This is a genomic window from Streptomyces sp. NPDC048671 (assembly GCF_055587045.1).
On record NZ_JBVJHB010000002.1, the window covers coordinates 36,814 to 51,809 of the forward strand.

Annotated in this window: 10 protein-coding genes and 1 pseudogene; 4 read left to right on the forward strand and 7 right to left on the reverse strand. The window is 71.3% G+C overall.

The genetic code is table 11. The features are described from left to right. Window positions 1-2 precede the first annotated feature (2 nt). Both ACZ6S6_RS04590 and ACZ6S6_RS04595 read right to left on the reverse strand, forming a co-directional pair. A complete protein-coding gene (locus ACZ6S6_RS04590; protein WP_469703940.1) occupies window positions 3-1,382 on the reverse strand; it encodes a wax ester/triacylglycerol synthase family O-acyltransferase in 1,380 nt (459 codons plus the stop codon). A gap of 143 nt (window positions 1,383-1,525) precedes the next feature. Then, the gene (locus ACZ6S6_RS04595) at window positions 1,526-3,592 is read right to left on the reverse strand and encodes a SpoIIE family protein phosphatase (RefSeq protein ID WP_362953053.1); all 2,067 of its coding nucleotides are present in this window, start codon (window positions 3,590-3,592) and stop codon (window positions 1,526-1,528) included. 275 nt (window positions 3,593-3,867) lie between these two features. Here ACZ6S6_RS04595 and ACZ6S6_RS04600 point away from each other — a divergent pair, with 275 nt between their 5' ends. Then, window positions 3,868-5,235: an FAD-dependent oxidoreductase gene (locus ACZ6S6_RS04600; RefSeq protein ID WP_469703944.1), complete on the forward strand. Its 1,368-nt coding sequence runs from the start codon at window positions 3,868-3,870 to the stop codon at window positions 5,233-5,235. 77 nt (window positions 5,236-5,312) lie between these two features. Here the strand turns inward: ACZ6S6_RS04600 and ACZ6S6_RS04605 are convergent, their stop codons facing one another. Both ACZ6S6_RS04605 and ACZ6S6_RS04610 read right to left on the reverse strand, forming a co-directional pair. After that, window positions 5,313-6,365, reverse strand: a complete 1,053-nt coding sequence (locus ACZ6S6_RS04605; protein WP_362953049.1) for a chitinase — start codon at window positions 6,363-6,365, stop codon at window positions 5,313-5,315. A gap of 215 nt (window positions 6,366-6,580) precedes the next feature. Next, entirely contained in the window at window positions 6,581-7,756 is a 1,176-nt protein-coding gene (locus ACZ6S6_RS04610) for a DUF6777 domain-containing protein (RefSeq protein WP_469703946.1), read from the reverse strand. A gap of 204 nt (window positions 7,757-7,960) precedes the next feature. Here ACZ6S6_RS04610 and ACZ6S6_RS04615 point away from each other — a divergent pair. The 3 genes and pseudogenes from ACZ6S6_RS04615 to ACZ6S6_RS04625 form a co-directional block, all read left to right on the forward strand. Next, window positions 7,961-8,178, forward strand: a pseudogene (locus tag ACZ6S6_RS04615) (YndJ family transporter); the annotation flags it as partial. Beyond that, on the forward strand, window positions 8,175-8,699 hold the full coding sequence (locus ACZ6S6_RS04620; protein ID WP_362953045.1) for a DUF1990 family protein: 525 nt from the start codon (window positions 8,175-8,177) through the stop codon (window positions 8,697-8,699). The pseudogene ACZ6S6_RS04615 and the gene ACZ6S6_RS04620, both read left to right, overlap by 4 nt. 37 nt (window positions 8,700-8,736) lie before the next feature. Beyond that, window positions 8,737-10,173, forward strand: coding sequence for a lipase maturation factor family protein (locus ACZ6S6_RS04625; RefSeq protein WP_469703949.1), 1,437 nt, complete (start codon window positions 8,737-8,739; stop codon window positions 10,171-10,173). On the opposite strand, the gene ACZ6S6_RS04630 is transcribed toward ACZ6S6_RS04625, so the two are convergent. The 3 genes from ACZ6S6_RS04630 to ACZ6S6_RS04640 all read right to left on the reverse strand — a co-directional run bounded on the left by ACZ6S6_RS04630 (window position 10,151) and on the right by ACZ6S6_RS04640 (window position 14,996). Then, window positions 10,151-12,505, reverse strand: coding sequence for an alpha-L-fucosidase (locus tag ACZ6S6_RS04630; RefSeq protein WP_469703951.1), 2,355 nt, complete (start codon window positions 12,503-12,505; stop codon window positions 10,151-10,153). The genes ACZ6S6_RS04625 and ACZ6S6_RS04630 overlap by 23 nt on opposite strands. A gap of 143 nt (window positions 12,506-12,648) precedes the next feature. After that, on the reverse strand, window positions 12,649-13,998 hold the full coding sequence (locus ACZ6S6_RS04635) for an ammonium transporter (RefSeq protein WP_362953039.1): 1,350 nt from the start codon (window positions 13,996-13,998) through the stop codon (window positions 12,649-12,651). Window positions 13,999-14,036: 38 nt separating this feature from the next. Continuing rightward, a complete protein-coding gene (locus ACZ6S6_RS04640) occupies window positions 14,037-14,996 on the reverse strand; it encodes an urease accessory protein UreD (protein ID WP_469703955.1) in 960 nt (319 codons plus the stop codon).

Genomic DNA, 14,996 nt, shown 5'->3' on the forward strand with positions numbered 1-14,996 from the left:
GCTCAGTCGGCGGGCAGCAGTGCGAGCAGCTCCGCCAGCTCGTCCTCGGCGCAGCGCCCCAGCCGTTCCAGATCGGGCAGCGCCTTGCCGTCGGCCACCAGCCCGACCTGCACCTTGCCGCCGTACGTGGTGAGCGCCACGGCCAGCGACTGGCCGCGGGCCAGCGGCGCCATCGGGTACAGCGCGCGCAGCGGGCAGCCGCCGAGCGAGAGCGCCGAGCGCGGCAGCGGCACGCTGGTGACCAGGACGTCGAAGAGCATCCTGGCCGCGCTCCCGGCGAGCGGGGCGCCGAAGCGATGGGCCAGCGAAGGGAGCTGATCGGCGAGTACGGCGACCGCGCCGGCCCCGCGCAGCGGCCCGGCGGACTTGTTGCGGTCCATGGCGCCGCGTACCGCTCGCAGCCGTTCCCACGGGTCGGGTTCGGAGACGGGCAGGCCGAGCAGGTAGGCGGACAGCCGGTTTCCGGTGGCGGCACCTCCGGGGCGGCGCCGGGAGACGGGGACCAGGGCGCGCGGATCGGCGCCGGGCAGCGGCTCGCCGCGCTCCAGCATCCAGCGGCGCAGCGCTCCGGCGACGACCGCGAGCAGGACGTCGTTGGCCGTGCCGCCCGCGGCCCGGCGGACGCGCTGCACGGCGTCGAGGTCCAGATCGGCGGTGGCCAGCCGCCGGGTGCCGCTGGAGCTGGCGCTGAGCGCCGTCGCGCCGCGCAGATCGAGGCGGCTGGCCCGTACCAGCGAGGCACCGACGCCGAAGGCCCGGCCGAGGTCCTCGATCCGCCCGAGCGCGAGACCGGCGACCTGGCGCGGGCCGGGCATCCAGGAGCGCGGCGGCACCGGCCTGGCCCGGCCGGCCGGCGTCCCGGCCCGTCCGCGGCCCGCGAAGGAGGCGATCTCGTCGAAGATCCCGGCCCCGATGGCGACGGCGCGCATCCCGTCGGCGAGCGCGTGGTGCAGCTTGACCAGGACGGCGAACGGGCCGTCGGCGGCGCCGCCGATGACGTACATCTGCCAGGGCGGGAGTCCCCTTCGCAGCGGCTGCTCCATCAGCTCACCGGCGAGCCGGGTGGCCGCCGCCATGAACGCGTCGTCGTCGCACGTCCGCGCCCCGGACAGCTCCACGCGCTTGACGTGCCGGTGGACGTCGAAGTCCTTGTCCACCGACCAGGCCGCACCGCCGACCGGCAGCAGCACGTCCCGGACCCGCATCCGCAGCCGGGGGATCGCGGCGGCCCGGGTGCCGAGCAGCTCCAGCAGGGCGTCCGGGCCGGGAGACCGGCCCCCGTCCGGGGAGAACACGGCCAGCGCACCGAGGTGCATGGGGTGGGCATCGGACTCAAGGTGCCAGAAGGCCAGGTCGAGAGGTGCCAGTAGCTCAGTGCCCAACGGGTCCTCATGTCATCGAAGACAAAGACTGACGGAATCGCGGTCAATCTCTCTCGGTCGGTTACGGTCAAGTACAGTCACATTACGCACTGTTACTTTCCAATAGTGTTCATTGTCGCCGTTCGGCAGGTCCATTCGGCGACTCAGTCGCGTGGCGGAATGCTGAATTCGCACCAGACGCACTTGCCGGTACCCCGGGACTCGACGCCCCAGGCGTCCGCCAGCTGGTCCACGAGCATCAGCCCGCGGCCCGACACCCCCGATTCACCCGCGTCCCGGCGGCGCGGCAGCGCACTCGACCGGTCCTCGACATCGACCCGGAGCCGCCGCCCGGCCCCGGTGAGCACCCGGATGGTGACGATCGCTCCGCCGTCGGTGTGCATCAGCGCGTTGGTGGTCAGCTCGTCGGCGGCCAGCTCGACCTCGTCGGCCCGGCCCTTCGCACCCCAGGCCCGCACCGCCGCACGGATCATGTGGCGTGCCGAGCTCAGCGCCTCGGGGTCGTTCTGCGCGACGTGCTGCTGGAGCCGGCCGCCGGGCTGCGGGGCGTGGGTGGCCCTGCGCCGCAGCAGCAGCACCGCGACATCGTCCTCGCCACCGCGCCTGTCGACCGATTCGCAGAGCAGGTCGGCCAGTTGCTGGAGATCCTGCGGGCCGTTCCTGACCAGGTCGGCCAGCAGTTGCATCCCCTCGTCGAGGTCCGCGCCGGGCAGCTCCACCAGGCCGTCGGTGAACAGCACCATCGTCTGGCCGGGATCCAGCTCGACCGTGCTGACCGGGTACTCCAGCCGCCCGAACTCGGCGGAGAGCCCCAGCGGCAGCCCGCCCTCGACCTGCACCTTGCGGCAGCTCCCGTCGACCTCCCGCACCAGCGGGTCCACATGACCGGCCCGGACCAGTTGCACGACTCCGGTGGTCAGGTCGGCCTCGGCGTAGGTACAGGTGGCGAAGCGGTCGGTGTCGAGCTCGTGCAGGAAGACCGAGGCACGCGCCATCACCGTCGCGGGGCTGTGCCCCTCAGCCGCGTAGGCTCGCAGCACGATGCGCAGCTGGCCCATGACGGCTGCCGCGTGGATGTCGTGTCCCTGTACGTCACCGATGACGGCGCCCACCCGGCCGCCGGGCAGCGGGATGATGTCGTACCAGTCGCCGCCGATGTCCCGGCCCATCCGGGCCGGGCGGTACCGGACGGCGATCTGCGCACCGGGCACCTCGGGAATCCGGCGCGGCAGCATGGCCTGCTGGAGCCCCTCGGCGAGGTCGTGCTCCTGCTCGTAGAGCATGGCGCGCTGGAGGCTCTGGGCGATGGAGCTGCCCAGGGCCACCAGCAGATTGCGTTCGTCGCCGGTGAATCCGTCCTTGTCGCTGTAGAGCAGCCCGAGCGCGCCGATGGGGCGGGCCTGGGCGATGAGTGGCAGATAGGCCGCGGAGGTGATGCCGAGATGGCTGATGTGGGGCCACAGGATCGGGTACGAGGCGGCGAAGTCCGCGGCGGACTCAATGAAGCGCGGGGTGAGCGTGCGGACGACCTCGCTCATCGGGTACGGCTCGTCCGTCCGGGTGTAGCGGGTGCCCGGCACGAAGGAGCCCTCGGGCCCGTCCGCCACCAGATGGATGCGGCCGGCCTCTATCAGCCCCATGACCAGGCTCGTCGCTCCCAGGTGTGCCAGCCCCTGGGAGTTCTTGAGCACGTCCGTCACGTCCTGGACGGTACGGGCGTGGGCCAGTGCGGCCGTGGTGCCCTCCACCAGGCTGGTCCGGCGCCGTCGCTCCTCGTCCACCTCGCGGCGGGCGGTGGAGTCGGCCAGCTCCTGGGTGGCGTCCCGGACGATGCCGATGATCCGGCGGGGGCGCCCGGTCGCGTCGCGCCGGACGCAGCCCTGGGTGTGGGTCCAGCGCAGGCTTCCGTCGCGGCGCAGGGTGCGGAAGTACACCCCGTAGTTCCTCCGCCCGCTCTTGAGCGCCTGCGCGACGAGGGCGTCGAGCCGCACGCCCTCGTCCGGCGGCACCCGCGTCGCGAGCGTCGCCGGCCGGTTGTCGTACTCGTCGGCCCGCAGGTCGAACACGTCGAGGGCCGGCTGGTCCATGTGCATGAGGCCGCTGTCGAGATCCCAGTCGAAGGTGCCCATACGGTTCAGGGCGAGACTGAGGTCCGGGTGGGCGGGCCAGTCGTCCGGGAGTGACAGGGCACCCGCTACCCGATCATCCATGTGGGTCACTCTGCCATCATTTGTCCGATTCTTCGAGTGAGCTGTCCATCAGGTGAACGTGCGATGGAACACACTTCGCGGCCCGGTCGGCGGGCCCGTATTCCAAGGGATCAGCGGAGGAAGTCCCGGCCGGGAGCGCCCGATACCGCCGCAGAACGCCGACCCGCCCCGAAACCGGACGGAGGCAGCGGCTAACGTGTGCGGAGGGCGAACTAAGCCAAGCCTTACCAAGGCCCGCCCTGTCCGTGTTCGCCCGTCCTAAGGAACAGCCCTCCATGACACGCCCCGTCCGCGTAGCCATCGTCGGAGCCGGTCCCGCCGGAATCTACGCAGCGGACGCGCTGCTCAAATCCGAGGCCGCCTCCGACCCGGGCGTGTCCATCGACCTGTTCGAGCGGATGCCCGCCCCCTTCGGCCTGATCCGTTACGGCGTGGCCCCCGACCACCCCCGGATCAAGGGCATCGTGCAGGCGCTGCACCAGGTCCTGGACAAGCCGCAGCTGCGGCTCTTCGGCAATGTCGACTACCCGAACGACATCGGCCTCGACGAGCTGCGGACCTTCTACGACGCCGTGATCTTCTCCACCGGCGCCGACGCGGACCGGGCCCTGGACATACCCGGCAGCGACCTGGACGGCTCGCACGGCGCCGCCGACTTCGTCGCCTGGTACGACGGCCACCCGGACGTGGCGCGCACCTGGCCGCTGGAGGCCGAGAAGGTCGCGGTCCTGGGCGTCGGCAACGTGGCGCTGGACGTGGCCCGCATGCTCGCCAAGACCGGCGACGAACTGCTGGCGACGGAGATCCCCGCCAACGTCCACGAGGGCCTCAAGGCCAATAAGGCGCTGGAGGTGCACGTCTTCGGGCGGCGCGGTCCCGCCCAGGCCAAGTTCAGCCCGATGGAGCTCCGCGAGCTGGACCACTCGCCGAACATCGAGGTCATCGTCAACCCCGAGGACATCGACTACGACCAGGGCTCGATCGAGACCCGGCGCGGGAACAAGCAGGCCAACATGGTCGCCTCCACGCTGGAGAACTGGGCGATCCGCGACGTCGGCGACCGGCCGCACAAGCTCTTCCTGCACTTCTTCGAGTCCCCGGTCGAGATCCTCGGCGAGGACGGCCGGGTCGCCGGTCTGCGCACCGAGCGCACCGAGCTGGACGGCACCGGCAACGTGCGGGGCACCGGCCGCTTCCACGACTGGGACGTGCAGAGCGTCTACCGCGCGGTCGGCTACTACTCGCAGGAGCTGCCCAAGCTCCCCTTCGACGTCGCCTCCGGCACCGTTCCGCACGCCGCCGGACGGGTCCTCGCCGGTGAGGAGCCGATGGACTCGGTCTACGTCACCGGCTGGATCAAGCGCGGTCCGATCGGTCTGATCGGCCACACCAAGGGCGACGCCAACGAGACCGTCGCCTGCCTGCTGGAGGACCACACCACCGGCCGGCTGCCCGCTCCGGCGCAGCCCGAGCCGGAGGCCGTCACCGACTTCCTCCGGTCCCGCGGCGTCCGCTACACCACCCGCGAGGGCTGGTACCGGCTGGACGCCCACGAGCGCGCCCTCGGCGCGGAGCAGGGGCGCGAGCGGGTCAAGGTCGTGGAGCGCGACGCCATGCTGGACGCCTCCGAGCCCGGCAACTGACACCACGGCCGACGGCCCCGGAAGGTCTCCGCGCAGGAGATCTCCCGGGGCCGTCGGCCGTTGCCGGGCCGGGGCGGTCAGCGTCCCTGGAGGCCCTTGACGTTGTCGCCGAAGGTCCAGTTCTTGGACCCGTCCCAGTTCAGCGACCAGTTCATCAGGCCCTTCAGGCTGCCGCCGTAGTGGTTCCAGGCCTGGGACACCAGTCCCGGCGCCATGTAGCCGCCGCCCGCGCCCGGCTGGGCGGGCAGCCCCGGGACCTGCTTGTCGTAGGGCACCTTGACCGTGGTGCCCTGGATGACGAGTCCCTTGTCCAGACAGTCCGTCTGCGCGGTGAAGCCCTCGACGGTGCCCGCGGAGTACGAGTCGCCCGAGCAGCCGTACATGCTGCCGTTGTAGTACTGCATGTTCAGCCACCAGAGCCGGCCGTTGTCCGCGTACTTCTTCACGATGGGCAGGTACGCGCCCCAGATCGAACCGTAGGTGATGCTGCCGCCGGTGACATAGGCCGTCTCCGGAGCCATCGTCAGGCCGAAGTTCGAGGGCATCTCGGCGAGTACTCCGTCGATGACGCGGATCAGGTTGGCCTGCGAGGCCGACAGCTGGTTGATGTCGCCGCTGCCGGTGAGGCCGGTCTCGATGTCGATGTCGATGCCGTCGAAGTTGTACTGCTTGAGGATCGGCACCACCGTTTCGACGAATCGGTCGGCCACCGCGCTGGAGCTGAGGTCGATACCGGCGGCCGCGCCGCCGATGGACATCAGGGTGGTGAGCCCGGACGCCTTCGCCTGGCACATCTCGGCCGGGGTCGGGACCTTGACGGTCGAGTCCATCCCGTCCTCCCACAGGACGGTTCCGTCGGAGAGGATCACCGGGAAGGCCGCGTTGATCACGTTGTAGCCGTGCTGTGTGATGCGGCTGTCCGTGACGGGGATCCAGCCCAGCGGCGGATGCACCCCGTTGGACGCGCCGTCCCAGTTCTCCCAGTAGCCCTGGAGCACCTTGCCCGCAGGCTTCGACTTGACCGCACAGGTGTCGTCCTGCGCGGAGCTCGGCGTCGCCGCGACCAGCATCTGTACGACACAGGCCGCCGCGATGCCGACCCCCAGCAGACGTGATGTCCGACCGAACATGCCCGGTTCCCTTCGTGGGGTGGAGACCAGAGAAGCCAAAAATGCCATGACCCTGACAAGTCAGAGGTTCTGACATCGCGGCCGTCGCAACGCGGCACACGCTAAAGTGGTCCAGACCATCCGTCAATAGGTCTGGACCATACGCACGGTGGCGCCGATGCCCCTCCGAAGCACGGGGGCCGGATCCCCGCCCGGCCGTCCGGCCCCCGCCGGGTTCACCCGGTGCCGGACTCGGGAGCACCTCCGGTCCCGTCCCGGCGCGGCAGCTCGATGGCGGTCTGCGGCTCCTGCGTCATGGACGGCACCAGGTCGCCGGGAGGCTCCTCCGGCTCCGCCGGGGTACCGGTCGGCTCATCGGGCGGCAACCCCGGCGGCTCATCGGTGGCGCCGTCCGAGGGCAGGCCGGTAGGGCAGTCCGGGGGCGCCGCCGGGTCGCCGTCAGGGGTGCCCGGCGGATCGCCCGAGGGGCTCCCGGTCACGGCCGCCTCCTCACCGGGCGGAGTCGGGACGCCCGGCGTCGGGCAGTCGGTGGGCGCGCTGGTCGGCTCCCCCGGAGGCACCTCGGGCAGCGGTCCGGTGATGTCGGCGCCCGGGTCGTACGGCGGCGGCACCTCGGGGGCACGGTCCCGGGCGCCCTCGTCCCCGGCCGTCCGCTCGATCCAGGCGCTGTTCACGACGTCGACGATCACCAGGTCCGTGACCTCGCGCGCGGCGGGCTCGACGACGACGACGCGCGCCGGGTCGTAACCGGTCCACTTGTCCCCCCGGCCGGCCGACTCGCGGGCACCGTTCGGCGGGGTCAGCGGGTTCCCGCAGGCACAGCGCACCCGTGGCAGCCCATGGCTGTCGACCATCACCGCGGTGCCGGCCTGGAGCACGGACTGGAACGTGGTCGCGGATCCCCCGCTGAAGCCGTGAGCGGCGACCCGGGTGTCGGCGCGCAGCAGAACCGGGGTCAGCCCGTGCAGGAAGTCGGCGATCCCGGCCGGGGCGATGCCCGCGGCGTGCGCGAAGGCCGCCCCCTTGGCGCGGTCGGCGGCGAGGAGGCGGATCTGCTTGCCGACATCGCAGGAGGCCGTGGAGCGGACGCCGCCGTAGAGGCCGGGGGTGGAGCCGGTGAGCCGGTGGACGGCCCGGCCGCCGGGGGCCGGGGTCTCACGAGGGCCGGTGCGCGACGGGGCCGGCGCAGCGCCGGACCGCTTCGCCGTCGAGCCGGTGAAGGGGTCGGGTCCCCGCGCCGCGGCCGGTTGCGGGAAGACCTCCTGGGCGTCGGCCGTCCCCTTGGTGCCGTTGCCGCTGACGGGGGCGTCCTGCGCGCAGCCCGCGGCGAGCAGGATCCCGGCGGACAGCGTGGCGCCGGCGACGCGGCGCAGGCGTATGGGTGAGCGCACGACGAGGTCTCCTGCCGGTTCACCGGTCCCGAGTGGTCCCCTTATGTCTGCCGCAGTCGCCCCTCCCCCGCAAGCCGGCGGCGCAGAAGGGGCGCACCACGCCGGACCGCGTCCGCACCATCACCTTGAACGCGTTCAAGAAAGGCTCTAGAGTCGGCACCGACATCACTTGAACATGTTCAAGACGGGGGTGGGCCATGTCGGTCCCGGCTGCTGCTCGCCACCTCCGCCGCCGTGCTCGCGGTGACCATGGCCCTGGCGCTGAGCCGGGCGCCGGGCGAGGCGACCGGACTGCCCACCCCACCCTGACCTGGATGGCCGCCACCCACGGCGTCGGCAACGCGCTGGGCTTCGCGCTCTGCTCGGTGCTCGCCCGGAAGCGGCTCCGCGACCGCACCGACCACGAAGGACGCACCGCATGAGCACCCTGACCTATCCGGACGTGGGCGCCACCCGTCTCGGCCCGCTCCCCGACGGCTACCACCACCTGCACCACCGCGACCGGATCGGCCACGGCCGCGCGGACTTCGAGGCCGCCGGCGCCGCGGTCACCGCGTTCCGGATGCACCGCGTCTCCGGGGCCCGGGTCACGGCGTCGGCGCCACGCGCCGAACCCGGGGCGGCCGTTCGGGTGAGTCTGGGGGCCGGCCCGTTCCGGTTCACCGCACCCTGCCAGGTCATCTGGACCGAGTACGGGCAGCGGCGCATCGGATTCGCCTACGGGACGCTGGCCCGGCATCCCGAGTGCGGCGAGGAGTCCTTCGTGGTCGACCTGGCGGACGACGGAACGGTGTCGTTCACCGTCATGGCGTTCAGCCGGCCCGCCCGCTGGTACACCCGGCTCGCCGGTCCGCTCGTACCGGTGGCCCAGCGCTGGTACGCCCGCAGGCTCGGCAGCACCCTGCGCCGGATCGTCACGCAGGCGCGCCAGAACCGGAACTGAAGCGCCGAAAGGCGCCGCCGGGCCGATACTGGGGGCGATGCAGTGGTTCACCGCAGACGGGTACTGGCTCAGCCGGCTGATCTTTCAGCGGGCGCTGGCCGTCATCTATCTGACCGCCTTCCTCACCGCCGCGCTCCAGTTCCGGGCGCTGATCGGTGAACGCGGCATGCTGCCCGTTCCCGGACTCCTGCGGCGCACGGACTGGCGGACCGCCCCCGGACTCTTCCGCCTCCACTACTCCGACCGCTTCTTCGCCGTGGTCGCCTGGACCGGCTGCGCGCTCTCCGTCGCGCTGATCGCCGGTGTGGACAGCCGGCTGCCGCTGTGGGCGGCGATGGTGCTGTGGGCGCTGCCCTGGGCACTGTACCTGTCGATCGTCCAGGTCGGCGACACCTGGTACGGCTTCGGCTGGGAGTCGCTGCTATTGGAGACCGGCTTCCTCGCCGTCTTCCTCGGCAACGCGGGCACCGCCCCGCCGGTGCTGGTGCTGTGGCTGCTGCGCTGGGTGCTGTTCCGGGTGGAGTTCGGGGCCGGGCTGATCAAGATCCGCGGCGACACGTGCTGGCGCACGCTGACGTGTCTGTACTTCCACCACGAGACCCAGCCCATGCCCGGCCCGCTGAGCTGGTTCTTCCACCAGCTGCCCCGGCCCCTGCACCGGGCCGAGGTGGCGGCCAACCACGTCACCCAACTCCTGGTCCCGCTGCTGCTCTTCACCCCGCAGCCGGTGGCGAGCGCGGCCGCGGGCCTGATGGTCCTCACCCAGTTGTGGCTGGTGCTGTCGGGGAACTTCGCGTGGCTCAACTGGCTGACGATCGCGCTCGCCCTGTCGGCCGTCGACTGGTCCCCGGTCGCCGAGCCGCCCGCGCAGTCCGCCGCACCCCTCTGGTACGAGGTGGTCGTCATCGCCGTCACCGCGCTGGTCCTGGCGCTCAGCTACCGTCCCGCCCGCAATCTGGTCTCGCGCCGCCAGGTGATGAACCGCTCCTTCGACCCGCTGCACCTGGTCAACACGTACGGCGCGTTCGGCAGTATCAGCCGGGTCCGGCTGGAGGTGGTGGTCGAGGGCACGGACGAGCGGATCGTGCACGCAGACACCGTCTGGCGGGAGTACGGCTTCCGCGGGAAGCCGGGCGATCCGCGGCGGCTGCCGCGCCAGTTCGCCCCGTACCACCTGCGGCTCGACTGGATGATGTGGTTCGCCGCGCTCTCGCCCGCCTATGCCCGGCCCTGGTTCGGCCCGTTCGTGGAGCGGCTGCTGGAGAACGACCGGGACACCCTGCGGCTGCTGCGGCACAACCCGTTCCCCGGCGCCCCGCCGGCGCACGTCCGCGCCAGGGTGTACCGCTACCGGTACACGACCTGGCGCGAACTGCGGGCCACCGGGTGCTGGTGGCACCGCACCTATGTGCGGGACTTCATGCGTCCGGTGCCGCCGGGGCCCTCCCCGGTCAGCCCGACCAGGCGATCTTGAACACCCAGGCGTGCTCACCGGTCCTGCGGGCCGCCGCCGGTACGTCGATCACCAGCGAGTCGCCGGTGGTGCGCCAGCGCAGCGGCCGGTCGTAGCCGAGCAGGGTGATCCGGTCGCCGGCGCGGACCGGTACGGGGGCCTCGACCTTCAGGGTCGCGCCGGGCCGGGCCAACGAGTGGATGTAGAACGCCTTGTCCGGCCGGACGGTGAACCGCAGGTCCTCGCCCAGCTGCGGCATCCGCGACCAGTACGTGGTGTCGTAGATCGCCTCTCCGTTGGTCTTCAGCCACTGCCCCGTCTCACGCAGCCTGCGCTGCATGATGCCGGGGATCGTGCCGTCGGCCTTCGGTCCGATGTCGAGCAGGAAGTTGCCGTTCTTGGAGACGATGTCGACGAGCGAGTGCACGATCTCCTCGGCCGTCATGTACTTCTCGTCCGGGGTCTGCGCGTTGTAGCCGTAGCTGTAGGGGTCGAGGCCCCGGCTGGACTCCCACTTGGCGGTGACGATCTGGTCGTACGTCGTGTACTCGGGCGTGGTGAAGTCGTGCGACCCGATTCCCGAGCGGTCGTTGACGGTGACGTCGACCGGGCGGGCCCGGTTCTTGGCGTGGTTGAAGTACTCGGCGAGCACCCGGTGGCTGTCGTTGTCGCCACCGATGTCGCACCAGATGATCTCGGGGTCGTACCCCTCGATCAGCTCCAGCATCTGCGGACCCTGGAACTCGGTGACGTAGTCCTTGCCCGCCGTGTGGCCGGTGTACGGGACGGGCTCCAGGGTGTACGGATTGCGCGGGGCGTGGCCCGTCCACGGGTGGTCCGGGTTGAACCACTCGGGCATGGAGAAGTACAGCCCGCGGTGGAGTTCGGGGGCGTAGCGGCGTGAGGCGTCGAAGAGTTCCCTGATCACATCGCGCCTGGGGCCCATCTTCACCGAGTTGCGGTCGGAGAGCTTGGTGTCCCAGAGCGCGAAGCCCTCGTGGTGTTTCGAGGTGAGGACGTGGTACTGCGCGCCGGCGTCCCGGAACAGCTCCACCCAGGAACGGGGGTCGAAGCGTTCGGCGCGGAACCGCGGGATGAAGTCGTCGTAGGCGAAGGACTCGCCGTAGGTGTCGCGGTGGTGGGCGTAGGTGGGGTTGTCCGGGTCCTGCATCTGGTTCCAGTACCACTCGGCGTACTGCGTGCCGACCGGTGCCCAGGCCGGGACCGAGTAGATGCCCCAGTGGATGAAGATCCCGAACTTCGCGTCCTGGTACCAGTACGGCGCCTGGTGGGTGGAGAGGGACGCGTCCGTGGGGGTGTAGTCGGGGACCCCGAGGGTGAGCGAGCGCCGGACCGTCGCCGCCTGCTTTCCCCGGCCGCGTGCCACCACGCTGCCGTCCCGGGCGGTGCCGGGCGATGTGCCCGCTCTGTTGCGGATGCCGATGCGGACGCGGGCCTGGTCGCCGGGGGCGAGCCTGGTGACGCGGGCGGGTGCGACGGTACGCGCCCCGGGTACGTCCACCGAGAGGGTGAGGCCGTCGGCGGCGAGGATGCCCACCGTGCCCGCGTTGACGACGGTGGCCTCGACGCTCTGGGCTCCGTGGTCCAGCAGCGAGGTGGTGGAGTGGGCGTCGCGTACGGCCAGTGCCCGTCCCTCGGCCGCCGGTTGCAGGGAGAGCGCGAAGATGTGCAGGGCGGACTTGTCGGCCTCGGCGGGCTGGGTGGTGGGAAGCGTCAGCGCGACGGCCTCCCTCGTCGGGTCGAGCGGGATCTCGGACACGGCGATGGAGACCGGGTGCGGGTCCTTCGTCCCGTCGGGGGCGTAGCGGTAGGCGGAGGTCAGGTCGCCGCTGCCGGAGTACCAGTCGGGTCCGGCGAGGGCCGGGGCCGATGTGGTGCCGTCGGCGTAGTGCACCGTGGCCTTGCCGGAGGCGGCTCCGTAGCTGCACGCGGTGAGGAGGAGGCCGGACAGGTAGCGGCCCGGCGGGAGGCCGATGCGCTGGCCGAGGGCGACGATGTTGTTCTTCGCCCCCGCGCCGGCGGCCGGGAAGCGGAAGGTGGTGCCGGCTATCTCCCGGTCCCCTGCGGGGAGTTCCTCGCCGGGGAAGGTGTAGCCGGAGCCGTCGAAGCTGCCGCCGCGGGCCTCGGCGGTGTCGATGCCGTCATTGTCGAACCAGTCGTCGAGGGGGACGGGGACGGCCGGGGGCACGGTCCCCCAGTCACCGCCGTGCGGGGTCTCGGGCGCGGTCCCGGTTAGCGGGGCCGCTTCGGCGGTGGCGGGGGTGAGCAGGGCGGCGCCGACTGCCGCCCCTGCCGTCATTCCGAGTACATGGCGCCTGGGAAGTTCGGTCATGACGTCCGATGATTGGAGCACGGCGTGCACCTGTCAATGCAATCTTCCAGACAGAACGAAACTTCTCCCCCACATCCATCGGATGACTCAGGGGAGAAAGCGGGGTGGGCCGGACATTCGACTCCCGGCCCACCCTCCTTCGGCTACTTCTCGTGCTCGCGGGCCCGCAGCAGCGTGCTGATCTGCTTGACGAGTTCGTCGTCGCTGGTCACCGGCTTGCCGGAGACCAGCGCGCCGAGGCGCTCGGCGGTCTGGAAGTCGTACGCCCGCTCCTGCTCCACGCCGGGAACGCTGTCGTACTCCTCCTTGGCGCGGAACCCGACGGTCAGGTCCACGGCCTTGGCGATGAGCCAGGTCAGGATGAAGGAGAAGGCGGTCACGGCGACGATCGCGACGAGCTGCTTGCCCAGCAGCCCCCAGCCGCCTCCGTAGAAGAGCCCCTTCTTGCCGCTGATGCGTGCGGTGGCGAACAGGCCGACCATGATCAGGCCGATCAGACCGCCGACACCGTGCACGCCCACCACGTCGAGCGTGTCGTCCACGTTGAAACGGAACTTCAGCGTGATCGCGAAGGCACTGACCGCGCCGACGACGAGACCGGTGATGACCGCGCCGAGCGTGTTGATCTCACCGCACGCCGGAGTGATGGCGACCATGCCCGCGACGGCGGACGAGACGACCCCCATCGTGGTGACCCTGCCGGTGCGCCACTTCTCCACCAGCGGCCAGGTGACCATCGCGCCCGCGGCCCCGAGCTGGGTGTTGAGGAAGGCCGCGGCGGCGGTGCCCTGGTCGCTCAGTGCCGAGCCGGAGTTGAAGCCGAACCAGCCGAACCAGAGCAGCCCGACTCCGATGACCACGAGCGGAATGTTGTTGGGACGCTCCTCGCGGCGGGCGAAGTCGCGCGGCGCCCGCAGTACGAGCGCGACGGCGAGACCCGCCACACCGGAGTTGAGCTCCACCGGGAGACCGCCGGCGAAGTCGAGGGCGCCGAGGTGCCTGACGATCCAGCCGTCCGGGTCGAACACCCAGTGCGCGATGGGGATGTAGACGATGAGCAGCCACAGCACGACGAAGACGAGCCAGCCCCTCATCGTGGCGCGGTCGGCGATCGAACCGCTGATCAGAGCCACCGTGATGATGGCGAAGCCCATCTGGAAGGTGCTGTAGACGTAGGTGGGGATCGACCCGGTCAGCGTGGTCAGGTCGATGCCGCGCATGAACACGTGGTCGAGGTTGCCGATGACTCCGGCGCCTGCGACATCGGGACCGAACGCCAGCGTGTATCCGATGACCCACCAGACGAGCGTGCCGAACGCGAGCGCGGCGAAGCTCATCTTGATCATCATCAGCACGTGCTTGGTGCGCACCATGCCGCCGTAGAAGAACGCGAGACCGGGCGTCATCAGCAGCACCATGGCGGTGGCGGCGAGCAGCCAGGCGGTGTCACCGGAGTCGTACGCGGGTGGCATCGGCGCGGGAGCGGTATTCATCGGCGGATACCTCGTGGGTTTCGTGGGGGGGGGAGAGACTAAGGCTTGCGCAGATCGGGGGCCGGATGGCCGGTGAGCAGCCGGCGCACGGACTGCCAGGCGGCCTGGTGGGCCGCGGCGACCCGGATCGGGCTGTCGTCCAGCAGCCGCACCCAGGCGCCGCAGTCCCGGGGCAGGACGCTCACGCCGTACAGGACGCCGAGGGGGGCCAGCGCCTTGTGCAGGGTGTCGGCGAGTTCGGCGGCCGGCGCGCGGTCGGTCACGACGAAGAGCGAGGCGACATGGTCGTGCCCGGCGAACACACCGGGCCCCAGGACTCCTTCGCCGTCCGGCCCCGGGGCGAGGCGCAGGGTGTCGACGGCGAGCAGCGTGCCGTCGGGCCTGCGGATACGCAGGTCGGTGGCGAGCACCCGGTAGGCGTGGCGCTCACCTCGGGCGAGCCGTCCGGCGGTGAGGGTGTCACCGACGAGGACGGTCGCGCCGCTTGCGACCGTGACCTCGGTGCGCTGGTAGAAGCGCGCGTCCTTGAACGGAATCAGCGGGTCCGGCAGGTACTCGACGTAGCTGCCGGCCTCGGCCGTCAGGTGCACCCGCTGGCTCGCGTAGTCGTGCTCCATCCGGAAGACCTTGGTGGCGGCCTGGGTGGTCAGATGGACCTGGGTGTCCGGGCCGCAGCGGAAGTCCATCCGGTAGCGGTCGGCCTGGGCGACACCGCCGCCGGTCGCCATGAGATAGACGTAGCTCATGCCGGGCAGCGCGGGGTCGATCCACAGCGGCCGCATGATCTGCAGCGGTGTCTTCTGGTAGCGCTCGACGAGTTCGGTGCGCTCGCCCCGTACGGCGAAGGCCAGGTCGAGGATGCCGACCTTGGCCGGGGACCCGGGCGCGAGCGTGTCGGGCACGGAGGCCAGGGCCGCCACGTCCGGGGGGACCCGGACAGCGGTGTAGTACTCCTCGGCGAGCCGGTCGGCCGGGGGCCAGTGCGGGGCGAGCGTCAT

What these genes read in the sequence shown, in the direction of transcription:
- ACZ6S6_RS04640 (WP_469703955.1), bottom strand. Translation starts at nt 14,996, where the DNA reads ATGACGCTCGCCCCGCACTGGCCCCCGGCCGACCGGCTCGCCGAGGAG.
- ACZ6S6_RS04620 (WP_362953045.1), top strand. Translation starts at nt 8,175, where the DNA reads ATGAGCACCCTGACCTATCCGGACGTGGGCGCCACCCGTCTCGGCCCG.
- ACZ6S6_RS04630 (WP_469703951.1), bottom strand. Translation starts at nt 12,505, where the DNA reads ATGACCGAACTTCCCAGGCGCCATGTACTCGGAATGACGGCAGGGGCG.
- ACZ6S6_RS04625 (WP_469703949.1), top strand. Translation starts at nt 8,737, where the DNA reads ATGCAGTGGTTCACCGCAGACGGGTACTGGCTCAGCCGGCTGATCTTT.
- ACZ6S6_RS04600 (WP_469703944.1), top strand. Translation starts at nt 3,868, where the DNA reads ATGACACGCCCCGTCCGCGTAGCCATCGTCGGAGCCGGTCCCGCCGGA.
- ACZ6S6_RS04635 (WP_362953039.1), bottom strand. Translation starts at nt 13,998, where the DNA reads ATGAATACCGCTCCCGCGCCGATGCCACCCGCGTACGACTCCGGTGAC.
- ACZ6S6_RS04595 (WP_362953053.1), bottom strand. Translation starts at nt 3,592, where the DNA reads ATGGATGATCGGGTAGCGGGTGCCCTGTCACTCCCGGACGACTGGCCC.
- ACZ6S6_RS04605 (WP_362953049.1), bottom strand. Translation starts at nt 6,365, where the DNA reads ATGTTCGGTCGGACATCACGTCTGCTGGGGGTCGGCATCGCGGCGGCC.